This window comes from Ferroacidibacillus organovorans, from assembly GCF_001642725.1.
GTDB lineage: Bacteria > Bacillota > Bacilli > Alicyclobacillales > SLC66 > Ferroacidibacillus > Ferroacidibacillus organovorans.
The window spans coordinates 1-25,273 of record NZ_LSUQ01000003.1; the positions used below are offsets into that span (position 1 = coordinate 1).

General features: G+C 49.3%; 27 protein-coding genes. 15 read left to right on the plus strand and 12 right to left on the minus strand.

Translation table 11 applies throughout. The annotated features are described in order from the left end of the window. Positions 1 to 69: 69 nt before the first annotated feature. Positions 70 to 639: a dihydrofolate reductase family protein gene (locus AYW79_RS01285; RefSeq protein ID WP_067560944.1), complete on the plus strand. Its 570-nt coding sequence runs from the start codon at positions 70 to 72 to the stop codon at positions 637 to 639. Positions 640 to 1,159: 520 nt separating this feature from the next. On the opposite strand, the gene AYW79_RS16020 is transcribed toward AYW79_RS01285, so the two are convergent. Continuing rightward, positions 1,160 to 1,705, minus strand: a complete 546-nt coding sequence (locus AYW79_RS16020; RefSeq protein WP_231877768.1) for a hypothetical protein — start codon at positions 1,703 to 1,705, stop codon at positions 1,160 to 1,162. Positions 1,706 to 1,968: 263 nt separating this feature from the next. Between AYW79_RS16020 and AYW79_RS01295 the strand changes: the two genes are divergently transcribed. Continuing rightward, positions 1,969 to 2,601, plus strand: coding sequence for a hypothetical protein (locus AYW79_RS01295; RefSeq protein WP_067560747.1), 633 nt, complete (start codon positions 1,969 to 1,971; stop codon positions 2,599 to 2,601). A 944-nt stretch (positions 2,602 to 3,545) separates the two neighbouring features. Here the strand turns inward: AYW79_RS01295 and AYW79_RS01300 are convergent. After that, positions 3,546 to 3,731, minus strand: coding sequence for a DUF4352 domain-containing protein (locus tag AYW79_RS01300; protein ID WP_143216255.1), 186 nt, complete (start codon positions 3,729 to 3,731; stop codon positions 3,546 to 3,548). Between the two features lie 400 nt (positions 3,732 to 4,131). On the opposite strand from AYW79_RS01300, the gene AYW79_RS01310 reads away from it, so the two are divergent. Then, positions 4,132 to 4,569, plus strand: a complete 438-nt coding sequence (locus AYW79_RS01310; RefSeq protein ID WP_067560753.1) for a VOC family protein — start codon at positions 4,132 to 4,134, stop codon at positions 4,567 to 4,569. 192 nt (positions 4,570 to 4,761) lie between these two features. On the opposite strand, the gene AYW79_RS01315 is transcribed toward AYW79_RS01310, so the two are convergent. Next, positions 4,762 to 4,974 carry a hypothetical protein gene (locus tag AYW79_RS01315; protein WP_067560755.1) on the minus strand — a complete coding sequence of 71 codons (213 nt, stop codon included), beginning with the start codon at positions 4,972 to 4,974 and terminating at the stop codon, positions 4,762 to 4,764. 181 nt (positions 4,975 to 5,155) lie between these two features. Here AYW79_RS01315 and AYW79_RS01320 point away from each other — a divergent pair, with 181 nt between their 5' ends. From AYW79_RS01320 to mqo, 3 genes are all read left to right on the plus strand, one after another. Beyond that, positions 5,156 to 5,380 carry a VIT1/CCC1 transporter family protein gene (locus AYW79_RS01320; protein ID WP_067952787.1) on the plus strand — a complete coding sequence of 75 codons (225 nt, stop codon included), beginning with the start codon at positions 5,156 to 5,158 and terminating at the stop codon, positions 5,378 to 5,380. A 345-nt stretch (positions 5,381 to 5,725) separates the two neighbouring features. Beyond that, on the plus strand, positions 5,726 to 6,097 hold the full coding sequence (locus tag AYW79_RS01325) for a DUF488 domain-containing protein (RefSeq protein WP_067560759.1): 372 nt from the start codon (positions 5,726 to 5,728) through the stop codon (positions 6,095 to 6,097). Between the two features lie 263 nt (positions 6,098 to 6,360). Then, on the plus strand, positions 6,361 to 7,863 hold the full coding sequence (gene mqo, locus AYW79_RS01330; RefSeq protein ID WP_067560761.1) for a malate dehydrogenase (quinone): 1,503 nt from the start codon (positions 6,361 to 6,363) through the stop codon (positions 7,861 to 7,863). A 220-nt stretch (positions 7,864 to 8,083) separates the two neighbouring features. On the opposite strand, the gene AYW79_RS01335 is transcribed toward mqo, so the two are convergent. From AYW79_RS01335 to AYW79_RS01350, 4 genes are read right to left on the minus strand one after another with little or no spacing between them, the layout of a single operon-like run. Further along, on the minus strand, positions 8,084 to 8,344 hold the full coding sequence (locus AYW79_RS01335) for a DUF2249 domain-containing protein (RefSeq protein ID WP_067560763.1): 261 nt from the start codon (positions 8,342 to 8,344) through the stop codon (positions 8,084 to 8,086). A 21-nt stretch (positions 8,345 to 8,365) separates the two neighbouring features. Beyond that, entirely contained in the window at positions 8,366 to 8,704 is a 339-nt protein-coding gene (locus tag AYW79_RS01340; RefSeq protein ID WP_067560764.1) for a hypothetical protein, read from the minus strand. A 24-nt stretch (positions 8,705 to 8,728) separates the two neighbouring features. Continuing rightward, positions 8,729 to 9,094 (minus strand): hypothetical protein, encoded by a 366-nt coding sequence (locus tag AYW79_RS01345; RefSeq protein WP_067560766.1) that lies wholly within the window; start codon positions 9,092 to 9,094, stop codon positions 8,729 to 8,731. After that, a complete protein-coding gene (locus AYW79_RS01350; protein WP_067560768.1) occupies positions 9,091 to 9,330 on the minus strand; it encodes a DUF2249 domain-containing protein in 240 nt (79 codons plus the stop codon). Before AYW79_RS01350 ends, AYW79_RS01345 begins: the two co-directional genes overlap by 4 nt. A 279-nt stretch (positions 9,331 to 9,609) precedes the next feature. Between AYW79_RS01350 and AYW79_RS01355 the strand changes: the two genes are divergently transcribed. Further along, positions 9,610 to 10,884, plus strand: coding sequence for an ABC1 kinase family protein (locus AYW79_RS01355; protein WP_067560769.1), 1,275 nt, complete (start codon positions 9,610 to 9,612; stop codon positions 10,882 to 10,884). Positions 10,885 to 10,890: 6 nt separating this feature from the next. On the opposite strand, the gene AYW79_RS01360 is transcribed toward AYW79_RS01355, so the two are convergent. From AYW79_RS01360 to AYW79_RS16450, 3 genes are all read right to left on the minus strand, one after another. Further along, on the minus strand, positions 10,891 to 11,724 hold the full coding sequence (locus AYW79_RS01360; protein WP_067560771.1) for a class I SAM-dependent methyltransferase: 834 nt from the start codon (positions 11,722 to 11,724) through the stop codon (positions 10,891 to 10,893). Positions 11,725 to 12,020: 296 nt separating this feature from the next. Then, positions 12,021 to 12,434, minus strand: coding sequence for a nuclear transport factor 2 family protein (locus tag AYW79_RS01365; protein ID WP_067560772.1), 414 nt, complete (start codon positions 12,432 to 12,434; stop codon positions 12,021 to 12,023). Positions 12,435 to 12,539: 105 nt separating this feature from the next. Continuing rightward, positions 12,540 to 12,890: a hypothetical protein gene (locus AYW79_RS16450; protein WP_231877769.1), complete on the minus strand. Its 351-nt coding sequence runs from the start codon at positions 12,888 to 12,890 to the stop codon at positions 12,540 to 12,542. Here AYW79_RS16450 and AYW79_RS01375 point away from each other — a divergent pair. Next, on the plus strand, positions 12,878 to 14,152 hold the full coding sequence (locus AYW79_RS01375; protein ID WP_067560775.1) for an MFS transporter: 1,275 nt from the start codon (positions 12,878 to 12,880) through the stop codon (positions 14,150 to 14,152). The genes AYW79_RS16450 and AYW79_RS01375 overlap by 13 nt on opposite strands. A 19-nt stretch (positions 14,153 to 14,171) precedes the next feature. Here the strand turns inward: AYW79_RS01375 and AYW79_RS01380 are convergent, their stop codons facing one another. Continuing rightward, positions 14,172 to 15,623: a bifunctional metallophosphatase/5'-nucleotidase gene (locus AYW79_RS01380; RefSeq protein ID WP_067560777.1), complete on the minus strand. Its 1,452-nt coding sequence runs from the start codon at positions 15,621 to 15,623 to the stop codon at positions 14,172 to 14,174. 211 nt (positions 15,624 to 15,834) lie between these two features. Here AYW79_RS01380 and AYW79_RS01385 point away from each other — a divergent pair, with 211 nt between their 5' ends. The 7 genes from AYW79_RS01385 to AYW79_RS01415 all read left to right on the plus strand — a co-directional run bounded on the left by AYW79_RS01385 (position 15,835) and on the right by AYW79_RS01415 (position 24,508). Beyond that, the gene (locus AYW79_RS01385; RefSeq protein ID WP_067560778.1) at positions 15,835 to 17,274 is read left to right on the plus strand and encodes a DHA2 family efflux MFS transporter permease subunit; all 1,440 of its coding nucleotides are present in this window, start codon (positions 15,835 to 15,837) and stop codon (positions 17,272 to 17,274) included. An 88-nt stretch (positions 17,275 to 17,362) separates the two neighbouring features. Next, positions 17,363 to 17,701, plus strand: coding sequence for a DsrE family protein (locus AYW79_RS01390; RefSeq protein ID WP_067560780.1), 339 nt, complete (start codon positions 17,363 to 17,365; stop codon positions 17,699 to 17,701). Positions 17,702 to 17,783: 82 nt separating this feature from the next. Further along, positions 17,784 to 18,344, plus strand: a complete 561-nt coding sequence (locus tag AYW79_RS01395) for a DsbA family oxidoreductase (RefSeq protein WP_079291668.1) — start codon at positions 17,784 to 17,786, stop codon at positions 18,342 to 18,344. A 207-nt stretch (positions 18,345 to 18,551) separates the two neighbouring features. Next, a complete protein-coding gene (htpG, locus tag AYW79_RS01400) occupies positions 18,552 to 20,432 on the plus strand; it encodes a molecular chaperone HtpG (RefSeq protein WP_067560783.1) in 1,881 nt (626 codons plus the stop codon). Between the two features lie 97 nt (positions 20,433 to 20,529). Next, positions 20,530 to 20,904, plus strand: coding sequence for a Na-translocating system protein MpsC family protein (locus AYW79_RS01405; RefSeq protein WP_067952792.1), 375 nt, complete (start codon positions 20,530 to 20,532; stop codon positions 20,902 to 20,904). 166 nt (positions 20,905 to 21,070) lie between these two features. After that, the gene (gene fdhF, locus AYW79_RS01410; RefSeq protein ID WP_067560785.1) at positions 21,071 to 24,028 is read left to right on the plus strand and encodes a formate dehydrogenase subunit alpha; all 2,958 of its coding nucleotides are present in this window, start codon (positions 21,071 to 21,073) and stop codon (positions 24,026 to 24,028) included. Continuing rightward, positions 24,029 to 24,508, plus strand: coding sequence for a helical membrane plugin domain-containing protein (locus AYW79_RS01415; RefSeq protein ID WP_067560787.1), 480 nt, complete (start codon positions 24,029 to 24,031; stop codon positions 24,506 to 24,508). Here the strand turns inward: AYW79_RS01415 and AYW79_RS01420 are convergent. After that, positions 24,456 to 25,241: a COX15/CtaA family protein gene (locus AYW79_RS01420; RefSeq protein ID WP_082806624.1), complete on the minus strand. Its 786-nt coding sequence runs from the start codon at positions 25,239 to 25,241 to the stop codon at positions 24,456 to 24,458. The genes AYW79_RS01415 and AYW79_RS01420 overlap by 53 nt on opposite strands. Positions 25,242 to 25,273: the final 32 nt, after the last annotated feature.

Consider the following 25,273-nt stretch of genomic DNA (forward strand, 5'->3'; position numbering starts at 1 on the left):
TTTTGGGGTGGTCAACTTTTCAGTTGTCAAAGAACGCCCACGTGGTCAACTATTAAGTTATCAAACACAATGAGGAAACTCGTATTGTTCATGCATGTCTCGCTTGACGGGTATGCGTCGGATTCGAACGGAGGATTGGATTGGATTCCGTACAACGAGGAATTCGAGAAATATGCCGAGGAGGTCGTAGCCCAAGTCGGCTCTCCAGTTTACGGACGCACAACATATCGGTTAATGGAGAGCTATTGGCCCACGGTGCTGGACAATCCAAATGCGTCGAAGCACAGTATGGATCATGCCAATTGGCTGCAGGATGTAAAGAAAATCGTCATTTCCGGCACGATGGACGATGCGGAATGGAATAATACGATGCTGATCAAGGACAATATCGCAAAGGAAATCAATGCACTCAAGGAACAGCCAGGCAAGAATCTCGTCATCTTTGGCAGCCCGGGGGCGGCGAAGACGCTGCTTCAGCTCGGCCTGATCGACGAATTCCTTCTGACGATTTGTCCGGTCGTCTTGGGTGGCGGAAAATCGGTTTTTGACGGCGGCGGCGAGAAAATCAGGCTCAAATTGCTGTCCAGCCGGACGCTCAAGGCAGGCGTTATCGCGGCCCGTTACGACTTGGTAAAGTAGTTGCACCGTTCAACCTGAACGGCCTCTCGCGATAAGGTAAGTCAAAATAGGCGAACAGACCTCCTCAATAACCCGGGGTGAAACGTTCAGCATGCGGTCCATCGTTGAACTAACGGGCACGAAACTGCAAGAAGGTCCTTCTCTCGACTGGATAAAGTGGGATTATCCGATATTCCCATGGCGTCCAGGTAATCCCCCTGAATTGGAATCAGTATCAATATCCCGGTTGCGGGTTGGGCAGTGAGAAGTCCGTCGAACTGAAGCTGATCGGGTAACTGCCATCGAATTGAAGCTTCAGGTTTTTTAGCACCTGTGAGTCGCCGCTCGAGTCGGGGATGGTGAACTGCGACGAGTGCATCGTGTGCGACGAGTTCCCCGTGTACGTCATCGTTACTGGACGATGGAGTGGGTGCCTTTGGCAGTGTCGCTCAGTCCATACGCGATGTCTCCGGCGGACTGGGCCAAGCTTACGCCGATACGCTTGGCGACGACGTTTTCGCTCCCTTGCGAAGGAGCCTCATCAGACCTGCGAGACCAGCAGGAGAGCGGGAAGCACACCGAATAGGCTGATCGAGATGATGATTCCGATGCCGCTGATGAGCAGTAGCAACCCTCCAAGTTTCGCCTTGAACTTGACGACGATCGCGCCGACGATTGCGCCGACGATTGCGACGACGATTGCGACGACGATTGCGACGACGATTGCCATGGCCGCGAAAACGAACGCTGCGGCGCCGAGTCCGATACGGCCTTGTCGACTGCGCCGAACGCCAGTGCGAAAAACGTACCGCCGAAACCGAAAATACCGCCTATGAGTCCGAGTACAAATTCTGTCGTGCGGCTCAAAATCATGACCCCAATCCTTTTTTTGTTTCGAAGCCACCGGAAAAACGCTGTGGCGTACGGCAACCTCGCGAGAGGCAGAATGCGATGACCGTCGAAGGTCGGCGTCAGGCGGATGTTCAGCGCAGAGACGCATTAGTCCCTGTCCGTGCCAGAACAACTGGGGCAGGTGACCTTCTTGTCCCCGCCGCGTTTGTGGCATTCGTGTCCGCTCACCTCGCAAAACCAGTACCACCCCGATGTGGTGAAACTAAATCTCCCTGATGGAGGCTAGGTTTTTTGATGCCGAGATGCGCAGGTAGATTGATGTGGTCAGTCAACGTATAATTTAGGGGAAGGTGTTTCCAGTTCGCGAATGTATTGACAGGCAGTAATCATCAAGAGTGATTTTTCTTTTGTACATAAAGCCACTCCACAAGTTGGAATGGAATTAAGTGTGGTGTGATGTCTTCCAATTAGATGTACAAGAAGGAGGATGCTTCATAAATGAAGCGATATAAGCAATTTGCAGTAGCGGGAGTGGCATTGAGTACTGTCGGAGTTCTTGCGGGCTGTGGTACTGTTAACACTACAACGAGTGGAAGTACATCAACAAACACCATTAATCAGGCAGGAACATGGAAAACCTACACGAATGATCGTTTTGGTTTCTCGGTTGAGTATCCATCTACTTGGAAGACGGGTCCTCGTTCGAATGATGGGGATGGGAGATACTTCACTACCCCTTCCGGCATGGCTTCATTTCACAACGGTTATGGTTTAGGCGTAGCTAAATCAGATGTGATGCTTGTAGCTGTAGGGACTCCCAATGCGGTCATGGGCAGCGGGAATGGATACAACTTCAAAAAGATGGTTGCCGCATTCAAGGGGAATATTCCCAATAAACGTAGACAACAAAGATTTATTTCGGAGAGCTACACTGTTGTTCCGAATAAATGGATAGTTGACACCTTAGTTACAAAGCTCGGATACGGTGGAATTCAGTACTCGGAGATGTATATAAGCCTTAACACAAACCAAACCATCACGATGATTTTCCCTGAAAGCAAATCTAATGTTTATCTACCAATCTGGAATTATGTATCAAAAAAATTCCGACCGGGTAACAAGTCCGGTTAATTCGACTTTGAATTCAAGCCCCCTTCCTCCGTTCGGGAGAACGGCTGTTTTCCACCTAGCACTCCCCTCTGAAACCTCAATAAACCAAATTTATCTCGGGCGGAAAATGAGATCGACGTTTATTCAGCGGGTGCATTAGCTGTATAACGGTGCCAGTGCATTGCATGATGATCCGGCGCATCGTTGTTGCCTTTTTGGCGCTCAAGGGCAGTAATCCTGAATTAGATCGGGTGTTTTGTTATAGCAGGAATTTTGAATAAAATGGAACCGGACCTCTGCGAGCTGGAGGAAGAATCAATGGGTCAATACGATGCCTTTGCGAAGGAATACGACCAGGCCGTTAGCCATCGACGCCAGTAATCATGGGTAAGAATTCAGTACTCTTACAGATCCTACGATAATGATCGCTTATGGTATGGTGCCGGAATAGGGTGTTGCTGGCGCAAGAATTCATTCGCTTCGTCGGTCGGATTATGAATAATGAAGAGAATCTTGTGAGCCATGATGTGTTGCCAATTGTGATTCAAAGAACGCTTACGTCACTTTTTCAGGGAGACATCCAATGGGTTAGTTCATTTGAGGTACAAGACCCGTAATCTTTACTGATCAACGGACATAAGTGTTCAGTAACATGCTTTCTTTTTTATGGAGATATAATGAGAAATGTGATATTTCTTCAGTGACATCGATGGGAGTAGCAAGAATGGATGTAACGATACGGAGAGCTACAAGGGATGAAGCCAGCACGTTGACTTCGATCGTATTAGCATCAAAAGCTGTTTGGGGCTATGATGAATCGTTTATGGAGAAGTGTCGTGAGGAACTTACGATAACCATTGGTTACACATACGGTCATGTGAAGTCTTTGTCGCTGTGCTCGATGAGCAAATTGCTGGATTCTACGGACTGACTGTAGAAGAGCCGAATGGGGTGGTGGTTTATCTCTATGTGTCCTCCGACTGCAGGTTTGGCTGCGAGAAGTCCACGGAGCTGAAACTGATCGGGTAGCTGCCGTCGACCTTAAGCTTCAGGTTCTTCAGCCCCGGCGGGATGCCAAAGTCGATGTAGCCGATCTCGGACACTCCCGGATTGAGCTGATCGAGGCTGAAGCTCGAACCGCTGCTGTTCATGTCGATCGTCTCGGATGAGGAAGCGCTGTCCTCAACTGTGAGCGTATTTTGCGCTACAAACCGTTGCACTGTCGATCTACACTGAAAACTGACCGCATAACCTCCATGGAAAAATTAGGTTATGTATACGATCGCTTAGCGAGCCACCTTTTGAATATCAATGTGATAAACAAAGATGGTGCTAAAGATCAGGCGGGGGCTGGGTTTTTTGATGCCGAGGTGCGCAGGTAGATCGATGTGGTCAGTCAACGTATAATTTAAGGGAAGGTGTTCCCAGTTTACTATTGTATTAACGGTCAAGAATTCGTGATAGGTTTGCTGAATCATGCTTCCGTTTATGAACCGTTTTTTAAGCGAATCAGCATGCGAAGAGCGCTTGATCCACAAGGAGGTATGGGACATGAAAATCCATCGAATCGATCATGTGAGTGTAAACGTAAATGATCTTTCAGCAGCTAAAGCATTTTTTCTCGATTTGGGACTTGAAGTGCATGGGGAATGGGAAATGGAAGGAGAGTGGTTGGGTCGGGTAATTGGACTTACTGACGTTAAAACGGCATGTGTTGGATTGCGAACGCCAGATGGTCAGGCATGGATAGAGCTAGTCAAATTTTACACGCCATCAGATGAACAAGATATTCAGATACCCTTTGCAAATACGCTGGGTATCCGACATATTGCATTTGCTGTTGAAGATATTGAAGCCATTGTTGCCAAATTGAAAAAGAAGGGCACGGAAATCTTTAGTGAGATACAGCAATATGAAGAAAGTTATAAGTTATGCTACGTTCGTGGACCAGAGGGAATTATTTTGGAGTTGGCGGAGCAAATCAAATAAAAAGATGATATGCTGACACACATAGAGAAACACTTTCGGTTGTCTCAATCACACTGTATATCCTTCAACTGGACGATTGCTGCGTTAGCGGGCAGATTAACGACATACGGAGAATAGAAAGAGCCCACAGCGACGTGGGGGGACTGGTCTGACCCCATGGCGCTGTGGGCTCTTTGTATCGGTTGATTGCCCTTATTGAGCAATATGACCTAAGTGCATTTTTACAACTGCTATGCTGTTGGCATTTAGGATGTATTGGGCATCAGGTGCACTAAACTTGATGATGTTCTTTTGAATGTCGAATTGTACATTATCCCCTCCGTGAATCTCAAAGGTAGACCCACCAACAGTTATGATCAATTCTCCCCAACGTTTTAGTTCTTCTTGAAGAAAAGATACATCCATTTTGAAATCGCCTCCGTAAATCAGTATGACCGACTAGGAATTTATCTATTCACAAGGGAATGCTGTAATCGTGTGTAAAGTATATTGAGAATCGGTGTAGCTGAATTTATGGTTCCGTTCGCATTAGCTGCCGGCTTATCAGGAACGGTATCTCAAACTTCTTTAAGTAGTGATTCCTGGGATGTCCGAAATAGTCGCAGGCTGTACTCCCATAGGATTGGGCGGATATCTCCCTGCCAATACGGTCCTCGTGATTTCCGTGATAATTACATTGATAGCCTTGTTTATTTTCGAATTTGTGAGAGGCAGATTCGCAGGGGTCAATCAATTCAAGAGTGCAATTCAAACATTGCTGGTGGGCGGCATTGCTGCTGCCGCTGCTTTTGCGGTACGGATACAAAAATAGCTGATAAGATTACGATCGCTTAGCGAGCCACCTTTTGAATATCGATGTGATAAACAAAAATGGAGCTAAAGATCAGGCAGGGCTGGTTTTTTGATGCCGGGGTGGTCAGACAATGGAAATGCATGATCTTATGTCAAAAGCGAGCAGATAAACTTAAACGGATGGTATCATTCTATGCAGAGTGATTCATCGGAGGCTGTGAAATGAAACTTATGGGCAATGAAATTTACAATTCATCATGTGCAAGAGCTGTTATGCGTTAAAATCATGATCAGACACAAGCTCAGTTGGTACAGGCAAAAAAACGTTTCAATCATAAAAAACGCATGCCTGAGGAGGATGTCGATGGGTATTCATTTGAAACGAGTCTATGAAGCACCCGCTGAGGAGGATGGACAGAGGATTCTGGTGGACAGGCTTTGGCCGCGGGGACTGACGAAAGAGACTGCCCGAATCGATGTGTGGATGAAGGATGTCGCTCCGAGTCACGAACTACGGAAGTGGTTTCACCACGATTCATCACGCTGGGAAGCGTTTGTCGAGCGATACTGCGTGGAACTGGTCGATCGTCCCGAGGCCGCCGCGTGCATCAAAACGTTGCGCGAGGCTGCTGCTGCAGGTGCTTTGACCCTGGTGTTTAGTGCAAAAGATGTAGACAGGAACAATGCGACGGTGCTTCGTGACGTGTTGCAACAAAATCGAGTCACGGATGATTAAGACCAGCACGGGGCTCTGTGAATAAAAGTGTCTGTTCACTCACGATCATGCAGGTTAAAGAGGGGCGACTCGTCCATCGCAGCGAGAATTCATCTTCCTTGCGAGGCCTTATTTTGACGGAATGGGACGTGGACTACGCAATGGGATCGGCGTATAATTGAAACAGATGGTTTTGTTTTTCTAATACAGTTTTGGACAGAAACCTTGAATAAGGAAGCCGTGCTGACTCTTTTTCCAATCATTAGAGTATAAGGATGGTTATGATGAACAACTCACAGAAGAAAACAGACGTCATCTTAATCGGTGCCGGAATCATGAGCGCGACGTTGGGATCACTGCTAAAAGAATTGGCGCCGGATTGGACCATCAAGGTGTTTGAGAAACTCGACGACGCGGGAGAAGAGAGCTCAAACGAATGGAACAACGCAGGTACTGGACACTCGGCATTGTGTGAACTCAATTATACCCCTGAAGATTCCGATGGATCGATCGATATAAGTAAAGCGATAAAAATTAATGAACAGTTTCAGCTTTCAAGACAGTTTTGGTCGCATCTTGTAAAATGCAATTTGATTCGTAACCCGCGTGACTTTATCAGACCCATTCCTCATATGAGTTTGGTACAAACGGAGAGCGATGTAGCATTTTTGAAAAAACGGTTTGAGGCACTGTCTGGCAATCCGTTGTTTCAAGGGATGGAATTTTCCGATGACCCGGAGAAACTGAAGGATTGGATTCCGCTTATCATGGAAGGCCGTTCATCGAAAGAACCGATTGCGGCAACTAAAATGGACTCTGGAACGGATGTCAATTTCGGCGCTTTAACGCGCATGATGTTTGATCATTTGAAAGACAAGGGTGTAGAGATAAATTATAGGCATCGTGTTGACGACATAAAACGCACTGACGACGGGTCGTGGGAAGTAAAGGTGAGTGATCTCGGCAGTGGTAAAAATGATTGCCATTCTGCAAAATTCATTTTTATCGGCGGCGGAGGAAGCAGCCTGCTTCTGCTTCAAAAAACGGGTATTCCAGAATCAAAACACATTGGGGGATTCCCGGTAAGTGGACTCTTTATGGTTTGTAATAACCCCAAAGTGGTGGCACGTCATCACGCGAAGGTATATGGCAAGGCCAAGGTTGGCGCTCCGCCAATGTCTGTTCCGCATCTTGACACAAGATACATCGACAATAAAGAGACATTGCTGTTTGGACCGTTTGCCGGTTTCTCGCCAAAATTTTTAAAGACAGGATCGAATTTTGATCTGATCGACTCTGTAAAACCGAATAATGTCTTTACGATGTTGGCGGCAGGTGTGAAAGAGAGGGCATTGACGAAATACCTGATTCAACAGGTAATGTTATCGCATGAACAGCGTATGGAATTGTTGCGCGAGTTTATCCCGACCGCCAAAAGCGAGGATTGGGACATCGCACAGTCGGGTACGCGCGTGCAAGTGATCAAAGATACGCAGACCAGCGGTAAAGGTACGCTTCAATTCGGCACAGAAGTGATTTGTGCCTCAGATGGATCGATCGCGGCGTTGCTCGGCGCTTCACCTGGCGCCTCTACGGCTGTTTACGTCATGCTTGAGGTATTAGAAAAGTGTTTCCCAGAGCAAATGAAAGCGTGGGAATCCAAAATAAAAGAAATGATTCCAACGTTTGGTGTTTCGCTTTTAGAGAATGTAGCGCTGTTTCAAGAAATACAAACGACAACCGCGCAGACGCTTGGTTTGAATGAAAAGAAGCCGGTCTTTAGTTAATTCACTCTGGGGCTTCCTTAGACTGAGGTGCTGCAACCTTCGGTTCCTGCGTGGTTTTACACAATCTAAGAATTGCTGAACGGGCTCATCCGGCCAGAGGCGAAAATGACACTCTCAATGATGGTGAGACGACAGTCGCAATGAGCCCTAACATGGATTCTGTTACTCATGTGTTTGGTGATTGCCTCGCGGATGCCCGCGCAGGGCGTTCAATTAACGCTCACAGCTTCATCACGCGCAACCGCCAGTGTCCAGGCTCAACCTCTGCTACCGCCACGCGAAGTCCCAGACCTTCAAGGGCTGCAATGAGCGGGCCAGTCCGGTGTGGCACATAAACTTCGCACAGTGTTCCGCGAGGGGACTCGTCGACCAGTTTTAGAATTTCGTGTCTTGGATGAAACCCCTTCCGAATCGCATCGCGGGCGTCAATCGTCAGGCGTGCATCCCCACGTTCGACCGTCAACAGATCCATCAGGTCCATGTTGATGCCTCCTTATTGGAATTACGCAGGGTGCTTACTTTGCGCTTCTTGTTTTGCGGTATTGTACAGCGCTGCCATTCCGCCATAGAGCGTATAGAAAAAGGCGTCCGGCGCGTCAAGAGAGAACGAGTTGTAATTTCTCGGATCCATACCGAGCACGAATTCAAACAGCTTAGCGCTGTCGTATGCGTAAAAGCAGAAATTCGTATAGTCAAATGCGGGCATTTTCTCATAGATGGTGACAATGTCCGACGAGTACGTCAGAATATCTCGTGCGGCTTCATCAACCATTTTCACGGCATCCACGAGTTCAACTGAGATCCGGATGGTTTTCTCATTCACGATATCTATTTTCGCCACAGTGATCCCCTTTCGCGCTACCGTCTAATAAGAGAAGACAAAAACGCCTACCCGCAGCGCCTCCTGATAGGCGGTTAGAGATATCAACTCATCTTTCATCGGCTCTAGTGGCCGGATCTGAAGATATCCGTCGTCTGCTGTGTCCAGATTCGCAGCGCCAAGTAATGTCCCTTTTGCTACAAGCGAGACAATCACAGATAATCCCCACCATAGCGCCGGATCCTCTACACCCTCGACTCCAGCCATTTCTTTCACGCGAAACACCCATTCATACGGCATGTGGGCTAAATTGATCACATGCCGCAATTTCTGGTTTTGCTTGATGACAAACACACGACGATAGCCGTGCGGCACGTGGCCTACTGGCAGCCACTCGACGCTGGCTGTCATGCGCCGACACGACCGATGTGAATGCGAAAGGTCTCGGGTCCGCGCTCAATGTACTCCCATGAGAATATTCCTGAGCGTTCCAATTCAAACTGATAACGCAACGGTTGCGGATCGTGGTCATTGATCAGGAGCATCGCTTCTCCTGGTTTCAGGCTGTCGAATGTTTCAAAGATCACCTTGTGTTTCTGGTGCGGAGGATATTCTGTCGCATTGACTGTCGCTTGGAACTCACTCATGGGTAATTCCCTCCTGAATAGAAAGTTGACTTCACAACTCGCATTTTACGTCACCTGATGGACCAGGATCGTGATTCATATCACACAGTGACATTTTGGAATGAGGTGGCGTCAAAGCCTCAACTCAGGCGAATGCGGAGGCATAGGGGGTGTGACTCAAAGCACAATCTGCTGAGTCGACATGTGTTAGTCTGACCGCATAGGAGAATTATCTTCGCGGAACGTCACAGCAGAGAAGAAATTCTCATGGGTAGAGAGAAGAGAGCGAGGCGGTGAGTCGTGGCACTTCGCGCGATGCGTAGAAGGGTGCAGATCCTTCAACTGGCCATCCACCTGTATAAGACCTACAGGCAAATTCTACGATTGCAGGAGCATGGGGGTGCACAGGGGGAAATTGACAGACACTTTGCTGCGGCTGGACGTGAGATCAGGGAAACGGCAAATGGCCTGTACGGTGCGATGGTTAAGGCGGGACAATTTCTCAGTCTTCGCGAGGATTTGTTTCCGGAGGCATTTATAAAAGAACTCCAACAACTTCAGGACAAAGTTCCGTCTGTCGCGTTTTCCGATGTGAGAGATGCCATTTTAGAAGCGTGCCGACAGCCGATGGATCCTATTTTCAATTCTATTGATCCGATTCCTGTTGCGTCGGGATCGGTTGCACAGGTGCACCATGCCAAGTTCACGAGTGGACAGACCGCTGCCATCAAGGTGCTAAGGCCTGACATCGAGCGCCTTGTAGCGGTCGATCTCGCTACGCTCCGTCACGTTGCGCGCATTACCGACCGAATTTCTACGGTGCGCAATCGCCTGGATTTGATTGCGCTGCACAAGGCGTTTGCGGCGACGCTCACACGGGAGATGGATATGCGCGCGGAGGCAGGACACATGAAGAGGTTGCGGCAGACGCTGGCGAGTGATGAGCGGATCGTGATTCCGAAGGCGTTTGAAGCTTACACGACAACTCGCGTGTTGGTGATGGAGTGGATCGAAGGAACAAGTATCCGGGACACTGCACAACTTCAAGCTTGGCGTGTGGATCGGCAGGCTGTTCGGGATGCCTTGCTGGGTGCATACGTAAAACAGCTCTTGGTGACGGGCTTTGTCCATCTGGATCCGCATCCTGGAAATCTGGCCATACTTCCTGACGGAAACCTGGCCTTGCTCGATTTTGGCATGGTCGCAGAGTATACCTCTGACGAGCGGGCTGCTTTTCGCGATCTGTTGCAGCGCGCATATTTGCGAGACATGGATGGTGTGGTGAGAATCCTGCAGAACCTCGGTTTTCTGCAATCAACATCGAATGCGGAAGAACTGGCCCGAGGGCTGCAGGGGTTAAGTAAACACTTCACTGTCGCAGATCTTCGCGATTTGTTTCAGAAACATGGTTTTCGGTTGGAGGCGAGGTTTATGCTGCTGATCCGCTGTCTGGGAATGATGAAGACGGCAATGACCACATTGACACCGGATGAAACCAATTGGCTTGAAGTCCTGTCTGAGCATGTGTTTCCCATCATGCTATCCGAAGCGAATGGCTCAATCGCCTCAGTGTGACGGGGTTCACCATACCAGGGAGGGTGTCAATTCTGGCGATGTTTCAGGCATCTGAGATCGCTGAGCCGACAAGAGTACGACCTCGTAGTGCATCGTGAACCCGTTTGGGTGTCCCTGGTCGATTGCGCTTATCATTTCCGCCTTGGTGTCTTCTGGCGCGTAATCAAGCAAATGGAACAATTCGCTGAAGAAATCCAGTACCGCCTGACCGCTTTCAAAGTGAAAGGGCAATCGGGTTCGCACTTCTTCGAGCTTTCCAAAACCGGCTGCGGCCATGGCATTTGGCAACACCTCCGCCTGTGTGAATTTGCTTTGAAAGGGTTTTGCCATCATGGCCATATCTCCGAGAACGAGAGTGGTGACATCGAAGAATTCTTCCCATGTCCGTCTTCCAGGCACAGTGAAAAAAACCGTTCCACCAGGTCGAACAACTTCATGCACTTCGCGCATGCTGTCAAAAGGATGCGAAAAAAACGGAAAGGCGAGATTGCATAGAACCAGATCATACCCTTCAGGCTCAAGATCGATCTTTTCTGCGCCCATGGTCCGAAAATCGATATTGCTGAGGTTTTGTTTGGCGGCCTCTTCTTGTCCCAGGGCGATCATCGAGTTGGATGAATCCACGGCAGTCACCATAAGCTGTGGGTACTGTGCTGCGATGGACAAGCTCAACACACCTGGACCGCAGCCGAGGTCGAGCACGTTGCGACGAGTGGGCGATGTTTCATACGGGGCAATGCGGGATAGAATGACTTGCGCAACGCGCGGGGAGATCAGTCGCCCAACCGTATTTTTGTATAGGATGCTTCCTTCCTCAGATTTGAAGTTTGGAATGCGCATAGCGCGTAACCTCCTGGTTAAACAGGGATCTGAAACCTAGCGACTCAGGGATCAACCCCTGAAATTCATGGTGCTTTGTTTAGCGCTTCATTTAAACCATACCGAGATTGGGCAAGATCGGGTGTGCGCTGCATCACGTTTTGCGGGACTGCTGGTGGCGGATTGCCAAAGGAGAATCAGGATGAACGAGGAGATGTGATCTCTTGTGGAGGATCACATCGAGGTATGCAAGATGCTTGAGTCTGTGACGCGAACATCGAATCAAGATGGATTGTGAAAGAGACAGGGCCCAGAAACTAGCTATATCGTCGCTCTGATTCATCAATGGGATAGTCGTTTGCGCTCATGTCCCGGCGCTGCATAAGTCCTTCGTCGTTGAATTCCCAGTGCTCATTCCCGTGAGTGCGCATCCACTGATCGGTGTCTGCGTCACGCCACTCGTATTCAAAGCGCACGGAGATACGATTGTCGGTATAACACCAAAGCTCTTTCATCAATTTGTAGTCGAGTTCTTTGGCCCATTTGCGCCGCAGGAATTCTTTGATCGCCTCTCTCCCTTTAAAAAATTCGGTGCGGTTTCTCCACTCAGAGTCAGGCGTATACGCCAAAGCGACGATTTCCGGGTCGCGCGTATTCCAGGCGTTCTCTGCCGCTTTGACTTTGGCGCGCGCGGTTTCTTCTGTAAAGGGAGGTTTGATGGGTGACGACATTCTGATCGCTCCTCTGGATTCATTTTATTTTTATGATACTTGAGTTGACGGTTGAGCGCCAGAATCGACGCATTGCTTTATGACAAAGTGTGCAGGATTCAAGTCTCATTGTTCATGCCCATCTTCTTTGGCGAGGTTGCCTTGGTTCCCATCACGTCTCCTGTCGCAGAGCAGGGTATCTTTTTTTAAAATCTGCTTTATGATGAGAATGCCTCCTGTCATTTTGCGATTGGAAATGCGTATCCCACAAGAATCGTAAATGGCCAGCATATGGATCCAGAAGAGCTTGTGAAGCGTGGATAGAATCATAGCATGGCGCATGTCGATTTTAAATGTCGATGGCGAGACAATGGACGGACGGCGAGTGCCCATCCTGCGCGCAGGAAAGTGGGTTTTAGCGGGTGAATCCAGTAAGTCGTAGGATTGTGAAAGAAGGAATGTGATTGATCCGCTCATTTTTTCATGCTTTTGCGTTTCGCGAATATCGATGGCTATGGTTGCTTACGACACTGACCAATTCTGCTTCTTGGACGTTTACACTGGTGGTCACGTGGCAAGCCTACGCGCTCACGCACTCTTCTTCGTGGTCTGGCGCTGTCATGTTTGCGACACTCATTCCTAACATTATGGGGGCGCCGATTGCCGGTGTATTGGCAGACGTCATGGATCGAAGGATACTCATGGTTTCAGCGTGTGGGATTGAAATTGTGATCACTGTTTTGCTCAGCGTTTTGTCGCGATTCCATTTGGAGACGCCTGCCTTGCTTGTGATCTTGTCCTTGCTCTTTGGATTTGCGTCAAGTGGCTTGAGCGTCATGCTCAGTTCTCTTGTTCCGTCCGTTGTGCCGCAAGAGACGTTATTCAACGCGTTGTCCTTACAGGCTGTGGCACAAAGGGGCACCGAATTTGTCGGACCAGCGCTTGCAAGCCCTCTGCTGATCTTATTCGGCCCAGGCATGGCCTACTTGCTAGCCACCTTCTTTTATGCATTTGCCGGGACACTTGTCTTTTTTCTCGCGAACGTGCACATTGAGAGCCTGGCCGACGAGGATTTGCGGAGGCGTACGATTTTTGCCCCGTTCCTTGATGGCTTCATCTATGTTCGCAAGAATCCCACGATCGGTCTCATGGTGTCGCTTGTAGGGTTTCACTGTGCCCTGACAATGGCGTATATGGGCATGTTGCCTCAATTCGTAAAAACATCCCTGCATGGCTCGACCGCCTTTTATGGTTTGGTTGTGAGTGCGATCGGTCTTGGATCGATTTTTGGAACGCTTCTTTTGGCGGGTGTAAAAGGTGTCCGGCTTCGAGGGGGATTGTACTGGATGACAGCGGTCATCAGCGGTGCATCTTTAACGCTTTTTGCACTGAGCGAAACGCCTGTACTGGCGATGCTGGCGATCATCTTGGTAGGCGCATCGCAGGCGATTTTTATGACGCTTAGTCTTGGATACATTCAGCACATGTCGGTGAAACAGATGACAGGACGAGTGACCAGCCTTTACTTAGTGTTAGCTGGCGGATTCATGTCATTGGCAAATTTGGGGTATGACACATTGAGCAATGTTATTGCTCCGGGGTGGATCATGCGTTCTACTGGCGTTTTGTTTATGCTCATCGTGGGCATCTATGGACTCTTCTCCGCACAGTTTCGAACCGTTTCGAAATTTGGCACCTTTTTGTCGCACGATAACGAAGTACAATCCGTTCGTGGATAAAGCTCGATCCTGAGACTCGCTATACCACCTGAACGGTTCCGCGCAGTGAAACAGTAATCACACCGCGTCGCTCAATAAACTGGCGCATCGCGTCAATCGCTGAACAAGTAAGGTTTTTTCGGTTTATTCCATATTTTTCAGGCACGCCCTGCATCGTCACGAACGCCGCACGGTATGTGCGATCCAGGGTGACTGGCCGATCATTGACAAAGAGATTCTGGATGCGCGTTCCCGCTGGGTTCTCAATTTTGATAAACATTCTCATGCCAAGGCAGCGTTTTACATAACCGCCCATCTGACCGTACGGATTACGGGCAAACGTCTTTTCTAAATTCTCTTCCAACATTTCCATCAGTTCCCGCCCCGTGATCTCGACGGTTGAAACAGGGGGATTGGTGGGGATGATGTTCCACAGGTCATTGAGTGTAATCGGCCCCGGCGGGATGGGCGCCCCGTATCGCCAGCCATTCGAGAACGCGAGCTCTGTCTCGGCAACCTCAAGGATTGATTCCAACAGCAGATTGTCCATCGTCGTCTCGAGTTGTGCGTAGCGGTGGAGCGCCGTTTCCGTCTGCCCCACGATCGCTTGGAGCATTTCTTGATGCGGCAGAAGCGCCTGCTCTACAAGAGCTGCCACCTCGCGGTCGGGCGGGATGCTCTGCGCCACCTCGATGAGCGTGTGGCGATAATCGCGAATTTTGCCGTCTTCTATCTCCAACTCCAACTGCCCCATAAAAGAACCGTGACAACCGGATTGGATGAGAATGGTGTCGTTGATGCTGACGGGATGATAGAGGCGGTTGTGCGTGTGGGCACTCAGTAAGACATCAATGCCATCGATCTCGGCTGCCATCTCTGCCTCAAGTGGAAATCCGAGGTGAGAGAGGACAACGACGAGATCGACCTGCTCTTCATTTCGCAGTGCAGCAATTTGGGCTGGTAATTCATCCTTGCCCATCGTAAATCGAATGCCAGTAGAAAAGTGGGGCGGCATCGTCTTGTCGATGATGTGACAGGCGATTCCGATGATACCGATCTTTAGGCCAGCGCGCTCGATCACGGTATGGGATGGGAAGACACGTTGATTGCTTTCTTTGGCGTAACAGTTGTTTGCAAGGACGGGATAGTGAAGTCGCTCCGACAATGTTTGGAATTGGCTTGGACCATAGGCGAAATCCCAGTGTGCTGTCATTCCGTCTATCAAAAGTGCATTGAGAATCGGGACGAGCGCTTCCCCTTTGCTTGCGACTGCAGGGTAGGTGCCGTGAAACGTGTCACCGTTGTCAAGGACAAGCACCCCGTCTGGATTTTGCGCTCGCGCGGCTTGAATCAGCGTGGCAATTCTGGCGTAGCCTCCGACATTTCGATAGTGAGCAATGCCAGAATCCTCGAGGAACATTTCTTTGTGCAGGTCAATGTATGCGTGAATGTCGTTCAATTGCAGAATGGTAAGACGGGTGGTTTCACTCATTTCAATGTCCCCTCGAATGAAATTGCCAAACGGATTATGGGTCAGGCAATGAAAGCTAGACCTAACTTGTCCATGTGAGTGAAAATTACACATGGATTGCGCAAGGTTGACGGCTCCTGTATACTGTTTTACACAGTATCATGTCGTATAACTTGTGTCGATTCATGACGGTTGAGGTTAATTGTATAAACAGCATCGTGGGGGCGAGGTAATGATCCATCCGCGCTTGTGGCAGATGCGCCACTCAGAGAAGGCTTGGTATCGCTGGCTTGTGTTTTCGACCGCCGTGACGGGGACGTTCATGGTGAATGTGGATAGCAGCGTGATGAACGTAGCCTTGCCTGTCTTAGAGCGAGAATTTCACGCAGGGCCACAGGTTTTGCAGTGGGTCATTTCTGCGTATTTACTGGTGATCACGGGGATTTTGCCGATTGTCGGGAGTCTATCCGATCGGATGAACCGAAAGCTCGTGTTCATCACAGGGGTTGTCATCTTTACAGGTGGATCGATGCTCTGTGCGTTCTCGGACAGCATCACGCAACTCATCCTGTTTCGCATCGTCCAATCAATAGGCGGCTCGATCATCATGGGAAACGTCATGTCGATTGTCTCCTATATCTTTCCGGCCGGTCAGCGCGGCCGACCGCTTGGACTTGTTGGAAGCGTTGTGGCGGCGGGAACGATCGTCGGACCTTCGGTTGGTGGCGTGCTCATTGCGGCGTACGGGTGGCGCTCGATTTTCTGGGTGAATGTTCCAATTGGGATCGTATCGGTTGTCGCTTCCGTTTTGGTCATGATGCCGATTCGCTCCGATAGACCCGCGCGAAGATTTGATGTTATGGGTTCGATCCTGTTTTTTGTGGGGATTGTCAGTCTCATGCTGTTTATCTCTGAAGGACAGACCTGGGGCTGGATGAATCTTCGGAGTTTGACTGCGTTCATTCTGAGCGTCGCGATGCTGTCAGCCTTTGTATGGCAGGAGTTAACGTCGAAGAGTCCTGTGATCGAATTGTCGCTGTTTCGATTGCCCAGATTTGTCCTCGGAAATCTAACAGGCTTCTTGTCGTATGTGATGATCATGTTCCCTGGCTTTCTTTTGCCACTCTATATGCATGATGTGTTGCGTATCCCCACGGTGCACATTGGTCTTTTACTCACGCCGCAGGCGATTAGCATGATTTTGTTTTCACCTGTGGGAGGCTGGCTGGCGGATCGATTTGGCACGAATTGGCCTGCAGCCATCGGACTGTTTCTCGGCACACTCGGATTAACGCTCATGGCGTTTTTAAATTCGGCTTCGTCTTACACGGACATTGTGGTTGCCCTGTCCGTGTTTGGACTCGGGATGGGGCTCTTCACGTCTCCCAATAATGTGTCTGTCCTCGAGAGTGTACCGATTGAAAAATCCGGACTCACCGGGAGTTTGATCGCGACAGTCAGAAACTTTGGCCGCGTAGTGGGTGTGGCGCTCACCGTATTGTTTCTCCAAATATCGGGGAATGATTTGCAGTCAAGCGCTGGCTTTGCACACGCGTCTTCCTTTGCATTTCGAATGGGGGTGATCATTGGGATCGCAGGCACGGTGTTAACGATGACACGGTTTCTTGTGCGTTTAAAGAAATTGCGTGTTGCGCATGAAACGAGTCGCTGAAGGGATCGCGGTAACATGTTGCAATGGGATGTTGCGAGCGGATTTGCTGTATACTTGTAGCACATCATTTCATCCTGGGGGAATTGACATGGCAAAGTTGGCATTTTGGATTACAGCAGGACCAGAACTAGAGGCAAAAGCGCTCTCTGGTATCGTACTAGCCAGTCGTTTGAAGAAGAATCGCGGACAAGATGTGGAGGTGTACTTCTTTGGGCCTGGCGTGGCACTGGTCGGTAAGCCTAGTCCAAAAGTGGCAGAGGCGCTCGCGATGCTCCGAGATGCAGAAGTGCACGGCGGGTATTGCCCGTTTAATGCGGAGCAATTTGGCGTTGAGGAGGCAGTATCTGGCGCAGGCTTACATGGAGAGGCGGCCGGAGAAGCGCTCATTCGGTTAGTGGAAGATGGGTATCAGGTTGTCGGCTATTAAGAATGAGAGACAGCGACGCGCGGAGGCCGACATGAAATTTAAATTCAGGATCTACTCGGACTACATCTGACCGTTTTGCCACATCGGCAACGGGATTGTCGAAGCGTTAAAAAAAGAATTCGAGATTGAAGATGAATGGGTCAGCTATGAGATTCATCCCGAGACGCCAAAAGAAGGTGTGCGGCTTGAGGAGCGATTTCCGGCTGCGTCATTAGAGCAGATGCAGGGAAGGCTCAGGGCATCGGGGAAAGCGTTGGGACTCTCTTTTGGGAATTTGGAGCTTTTGTCAAATTCGAGGTTGGCGCTTATGGCCAGTGAGTTTGCGCGCGATAAGGGTGTGTTCCACGATTTCCACCAGCGAATCTTTGACGCGTATTTTCGCGCGTGTGAAGATATCGGGAAATTGGAAGTGTTGCTCTCCATGGCGGGTCAGTGCGGCCTTGATCCTGATGAATTGAAAACTGCACTGGCGGATCTCCGCTATATGCCAAGACTTGAGCAGGCACAGCGTGAAGGCGCAAAGCAGGGTGTGACCGGAACACCGACGTTCATCATCAATGACACGTATAAAGTGGTGGGGGCGCAACCTTTTGAGGTATTCCGCAACGCTCTCCATAAAATTTCGGAAGGGCATGTGGAGTGAAAGCTGTGACAATAGGTTGTCGTGACACGCCGAAGAGCGGTTGTGTCGCGGCAATCTTTTTTTATACGCAGAAATTGACGAGAGCGTGGATGTGTATGTAAAATAGACCGTGATGTTAGCACTCCCTTGCGTTGAGTGCTAACGCGTGGTGTATCCCCACGACAAAGGATAAAAACCCCATGGGGACGAATGAAAGGAGTCATTTTTATGCAAAAAACAGAGTTTAAAGCGGAGTCAAAGCGGTTATTAGAAATGATGATTCACTCGATTTATTCTAATCGAGAAATTTTCTTGAGGGAATTGATTTCAAACGCGAGTGACGCGATTGATAAAATTTACTACAAAGCGCTGACGGATAGCAACCTAACGTTTGCTAAGGAAGATTATTATATCAAGGTGGAAATCGATAAAGACACTCGCACATTGTCGATTGTGGATACCGGGATTGGCATGACGCGGGATGAACTGGAAAACAATTTGGGCGTGATCGCTCAGAGTGGATCGCTGTCCTTTAAGCGTGAAAATGAGGCAAAAGATGGGCATGACATTATCGGGCAGTTTGGCGTCGGGTTTTACTCAGCGTTTATGGTTGCCGAGGAAGTCACGGTTATCACACGGGCGCTTGGGAGCGATTCTGCATACGTTTGGAAATCTGCGGGTGTGGATGGATACACGATTGAATCAGGACAAAAGGCTACGGTTGGCACAGAAATCCTTTTAAAGATCAAGGAAAACACAGAGGATGAGAATTACGAGGATTATCTGGATGAGTATCGTGTGCGGTCGATCATAAAAAAATACTCCGATTTCATCCGCTATCCAATCAAGATGGAAGTGACGCGGCAGCGGCCAAAGGAAGGCAGCGAAGGGGAGTTTGAAGAATACCGGGAAGAACAAACGATCAACAGCATGGTTCCGATTTGGAGAAAGAATAAAAACGAGCTCACCGATGAGGACTATGAAGCTTTCTATATGGAGAAGCACTACGGCTTTGACAAGCCGTTAAAGCATATGCACATCAGCGTCGACGGCGCTGTGAGCTATAACGCCATTTTGTATCTGCCGGAGACGACCCCTTTTGACTTTTATACAAAGGAGTATGAAAAAGGTTTAGAGCTCTACTCGAATGGTGTGCTCATCATGAGCAAAGCGCCTGACCTACTCCCGGACTATTATCGCTTCGTCAAAGGGATGGTTGACTCAGAGGACCTGTCGCTCAACATTTCTAGAGAGATTTTGCAGCAAAACCGGCAACTCCAGTTGATTGCTAAAAACATCAAGAGCAAAATTACCAGTCAACTGCAGAACATGTTGAAAGATGAGAGAGACAAATACGAAGTGTTTTATAAGTCGTTTGGTACACAGTTGAAGTATGGCGTTTACAGTGACTATGGGAGCAACAAAGACACGCTCCAGGATCTTTTGCTGTTTTACTCATTAAAAGAAGAGAAAATGATCACGCTGGATGAATACGTTTCGAGTATGCCAGAAGATCAGAAATACATTTATTATGCGACAGGCGAAACGTATGAGAGAATTGAGAAATTGCCGCAGACAGAGCTTGTGGTGGATAAAGGGTATGACATTCTCTGCTTTATTGAAGAAATCGACGAGTTTGCGATCAAAATGTTGATGAACTATAAAGAGAAAGAGTTCAAGTCGGTCGCGAGCGGCGATTTGGGGATCGAAGCGGACGAGGACAAGGAACAGACGGAACAAGAGGCGCAGGAGAATAAGGCGCTGTTTGACGAGATGAAAAAAATTCTGGGTGACAAGGTGAAAGCGGTCCGCATCTCCAAGCGGCTGAAAAATCATCCGGTTTGTCTCACGGCGGACGGCGATTTGACGATCGAAATGGAAAAAGTGCTGAATGCGATGCCGAACAGTCAACAAGTGAAGGCGGAAAAGGTGCTGGAAATCAACAGCAATCACAGTGTGTTTCAATCGTTGCGCGCAGCGCTTGAGCAGGATCAGGAGAAATTGAGCCTCTATACCAACCTGCTGTACCATCAAGCGTTACTCATTGAGGGACTGCCGATTCAGGATCCGGTGGACTTTACAAACGATATTTGTAAGATCATGGTGTGAGATAAGTTCATAGAATCGCGCAAAACCATCGTCTTTGGGTGAAAATCCAGGGACGATGGTTTTAAGATGATCGAAGCGGTAAAGAGGGGCACATGAAATGAACAGCTCAAAAATGGCGCACCAGGTGAGCAATTTTGTCCGCGAGGTTCGCAAGCAGCATGTGGGCAAGGGGCCGGAGCACGTTACCACGCGGTTTTTGGATGCCTGGGCGATCTGTGAGCTCAAGGGCAATCTCACGACTGTCGAGCGGTTTGCGGTAAACACGGAGGAAGGCAAGCGAATGGTTCGCGAACTGCGGACGACGTACATCAAGAAGGTGTACGAGGATGCGGCGACCCGCTCGGAAATCGAGCGCATTGTTGGCGCCAAACTTGTCACACTTTTGAGTGACTTTGATGTGGATTTGGATCTGGCAGTAACGGTCTTTGTCTTTGATCGCCCACTTTTAGTTGTCGAAGTGGATGAAGTTTGATATTCTCATAGGTAGATAGCTTTTGGATTGGCAAAAAGTACACGAGGTGCTTTGAACTACTCCGCAAAAGCAAATTTCTTCTCACAATGCCATGCGGTGAGGAAGATTTGGTTTTGTGGGGTAGTTTTTATTTTTCATAATTGATGGAATAAGGGGACGTCAAGGCATGGGCCATGTTCAGTTCAATCTTGATGGAGAGTTACGGCAAGTGCCAGAAGGTACGCGAATCCTAGATTATCTGATCGCTCAAGGCATTGAGCACCCGCATATTTGTTACTCAGAGGTGCTGGGACCGATTCAGAGTTGCGACACCTGCATGTGCGAAGTCAACGGACAAACGGTGCGGGCTTGCGCGACAGTTCTAGAGGATGGCATGAAGGTACGCCTTGCTTCCGCGCAAGCGAAAGAGGCGCAGCGCGATGCGATGGATCGCATCTTGGAAAATCACCTGTTGTATTGTACCGTGTGCGACAACAACAATGGAAATTGCCGTGTCCACAACACGGCAGAAATGTTGGACGTGAGTCACCAAACGCGCCCATTTCGCCCCAAAGGGTATGACGTGGACATGTCGAATCCATTTTATCGCTATGATCCTGATCAGTGCATCCTCTGTGGGCGCTGTGTGGAGGCGTGCCAAGATCTGCAAGTCAATGAGACGCTCAGCATCTCGTGGGAAGACGACATGCCGCGCGTGTTGTGGGACGGTGGAAAACCGATTGACGAGTCGTCATGCGTCTCTTGTGGCCACTGTGTTACGGTGTGTCCTTGCAATGCGCTGATGGAGAAATCGATGCTTGGCGAAGCGGGTTACATGACAGGGATGTCGGACGAATTGTTACATCCGATGATTCAACTGGTCAAAGAGGTTGAGCCTGATTATAAGACCATTTTTGCAGTGTCTGAAGTTGAGGCGGCCATGCGCGAAACGCGGACGAAAAAAACGAAGACGGTCTGCACGTTTTGTGGTGTCGGCTGTAGTTTTGAAGTGTGGACGAAGGGGCGCGAAATTCTCAAGATTGAGCCCGTAGAGCAGGCGCCTGTCAACAGTATCTCTACATGCATTAAAGGTAAATTTGGCTGGGATTTTGTGAATTCGAACCAGCGACTCACGTCGCCCCTGATTCGCAAGGGGGATGCATTTGTTGAAGCGTCCTGGGACGAGGCGCTTGACTTGATCGCAAAAAAGATGGGACAGATCAGAGATACGCATGGCTCGAATGCGCTTGGCTTTATCTCTTCTTCTAAAATGACGAATGAAGAGAATTACCTGATGCAAAAGCTGGCAAGGCAAGTGTTTGGAACGAACAACGTGGATAACTGTTCGCGCTACTGCCAGTCTCCCGCCTCTTGGGGGTTACAACAGACGGGTGGAATAGGCGGCGACTCGGGAACGATTGAGGATATCGCTGCTGCGGGGTTGGTCATTCTCGTTGGCTGTTCACCGGCAGAAGGCCATCCGGTATTGGCAACGCGCATCAAGCGCGCGCACAAATTGCACGGGCAAAAACTGGTTACGTTTGATCTTCGGAAACACGAAATGGCGGAGCGCTCGGATCTTTTTGTGCGGCCAAAGCAAGGCACGGATTATGTATGGTTAGCGGCTGTCACGAAGTACATCATCGATCAAGGTTGGCATGATGAAGCGTTTATTCATCAGCACGTCAATGGATTTGATGCGTATTCGGAACTGCTGGAGTCCTTTACACTCGAATTTGCCGAAAAGGAAACGGGTATTTCAAAAGAAACGCTCATTCAGGTTGCGACAATGGTTCATGAAGCGGACGGAACGGCGATCTGTTGGGGCATGGGCGTTACGCAAAATGTGGCGGGTTCGCATACGTCTGGCGCGATTGCAAATTTGCTGCTTGTGACGGGCAACATGGCGCGCAAAGGCGCAGGCGCTTTTCCACTGCGCGGACACAACAATGTTCAAGGCGCGAGTGACATGGGAACGATGCCGAATATTTTCCCGGGGTATCAACCGGTGACGGATGGCGATATCAGGGCGAAATTCGAAAAAGCGTACGGGGTGTCGATTCAGGCTCAACCAGGGTATGACAACATCCAAATGCTAGAGGCCATCGAGCGCGGTGAGCTTAGAGGAATGTACATTGCAGGGGAAGACATGGCGTGGGTTGACGCGAACTCGAATCATACGCAAGAGATGCTTAAGAACGTCGAGTTCTTGGTTGTCCAGGAAATCTTCTTGACGACGACCGCGCAGTTTGCAGACGTGATTCTTCCGGGGACGCCATCCCTTGAAAAGGATGGAACATTCACCAACACAGAGCGGCGTGTTCAACGCTTGTACAAAGCGCTGGAACCGCTCGGTGACAGCAAGCCAGACTGGGAGATCTTTATGGAACTGGCGCGTCGCTTGGGGTTTGCTTGGAACTACGCGCATCCGCGTGAAATTTTTGCGGAAATGGCCAGTTTGACACCGTTTTTCTCGGGATGCAATTACGATGGATTGGCGGACTGGGGAAGTTTTCACTGGGGATCGCCTGATGGGGAAAATACACCTGTTCTGTATTTGAACGGATTCAATTTTCCTGACAAAAAGGCGCGCTTTGCATTGTTCGAGTATGTTGCGCCTGTAGAGTTCCCGGAAGAGTTTGATCTTACGCTTGACAATGGGCGTCTTCTCGAGCAATTTCATGAGGGCAACCTTACGGGCAAAGTGGCTGGTATTCAAGATAAACTGCCTGAGGTTTTTGTGGAGATCTCGCGCGAGCTGGCGGAGCAACGCGGTGTTGAAACAGGAACGTTTGTACGGCTTGAGTCACCGTATGGGGCGGTCAAATTAAAAGCGATTGTCACGGATCGCGTACAAGGCCAGACGGTGTATATGCCGATGCACTCGTCCAGCCACGAAACGGCCGTCAATATGTTGACGGGGAACATCTTTGATGTGAAGACGCACACGCCAGCGTATAAACAGGCGAAGGTGCGGATGCAGGTGTTAAAGGCAAAAGGGGACAGTCCACTGCCGCGCAACAATCCGCGCAATGCCGTGCGAAAGCCACAGATGGGTGTGCAGGTTGAGCGGAAGTGGGCGCGTGCCGACTATCAGCCGATTGCGGATGTCAATGTACCCGATTCTTATAAGGGGGCGCGTTAAATGGCGGCGCCGATTCAGAAGATTTCGCGTGCGGTGAAAACGGAGCAGCCTACAGACGTTAAATCGCTTGAAAGCCTCCTCTCTGCGGTAGCGGATAAGAATGAGAGTCTTGAACAGGCGATGAATTTGCTTCAAGAGCTGTACGATAGTGGTATTCTCGAAGCGTTGACAGCGATGGTTGTCGCGAAAGAAAAGATCGCGAAAATCGCCGTCGAGCAGGCGTTGCGCCCGGAAGCCACGACGCTCATCAACAATATGATGAGCGCCTTAGGCGGATTGACCAAACTCGACCCGGAGATGACGGGCACGTTGTTAAGCGGGCTTGCGCAAGGATTGGAAGATGGAAAACAATCCTTGCAAAACTCGAAAAAAATTGGCGTGTTAGACCTCGGAAGGGCGTTAAATGATCCTGATGTAAACCGAACACTCAAATTCGCGATGGGCTTTTTGAAGGGATTCGGGAAATCGATGATGGATTAGGGCGCAAGGGTTCTGGAAGGGATTGTAAAACAAGATACGCTAAGGTGGCAAAGAGGCAAGAGACAACGGACACGTGAATCAAAAAACCGAAAAGTGAAAGATTAGTGAGGATTAGATATGCACCACTGAGAATTTGTCCCGCGACCAAAAGTATAGTGAGGAGCGCCCCTCGATAGAGATCGGGGCGCTCTAATCGCCAGCGATATGCAAAAATGAAAAGACGGATGATGAGAAGGAAGAGCCCTATGGCAATTCCGCGATGAAGAAAATCAAAATACACATTGAAACCTGCTTGATGGTACGTTTCACTCGGAAATGGGTAACCACGAAAACTGTCTGAAATGTTGCTCTTTGCAAGATAGGCGCCTACATACATTGCAATAAAGGTGTAACCCAATGTGAAAAGCGTCCACTTTGTAAAATTTTTAGGTAGTTCATTTGCGCGTAGACGATGCGGATCTCCTGATCCGAAGGGGTGTTGGCGTTGAATTTGTGCGAGCACAATAGTTACTAGGATATTTCCTGCAAAGGAGATGAGGGAGACTCCCAGAGTAACGGCTAAAATTGCCGGGGAGACAGATGGTAAAAGCACAGCGATTGCGCCAACGACAGATTCCAAAATGACAAAACCCATGCTGATCCAAACCAACACGCGCACCTCAAGCCATGAGCTGTATCTACGCCACAAGAATCGCGTAGGGCTGAGGAGTTCCATTATACCTATTTGGCGCATAGTTCATTCGTGCTAGGTAAAGGAGGGTGTCA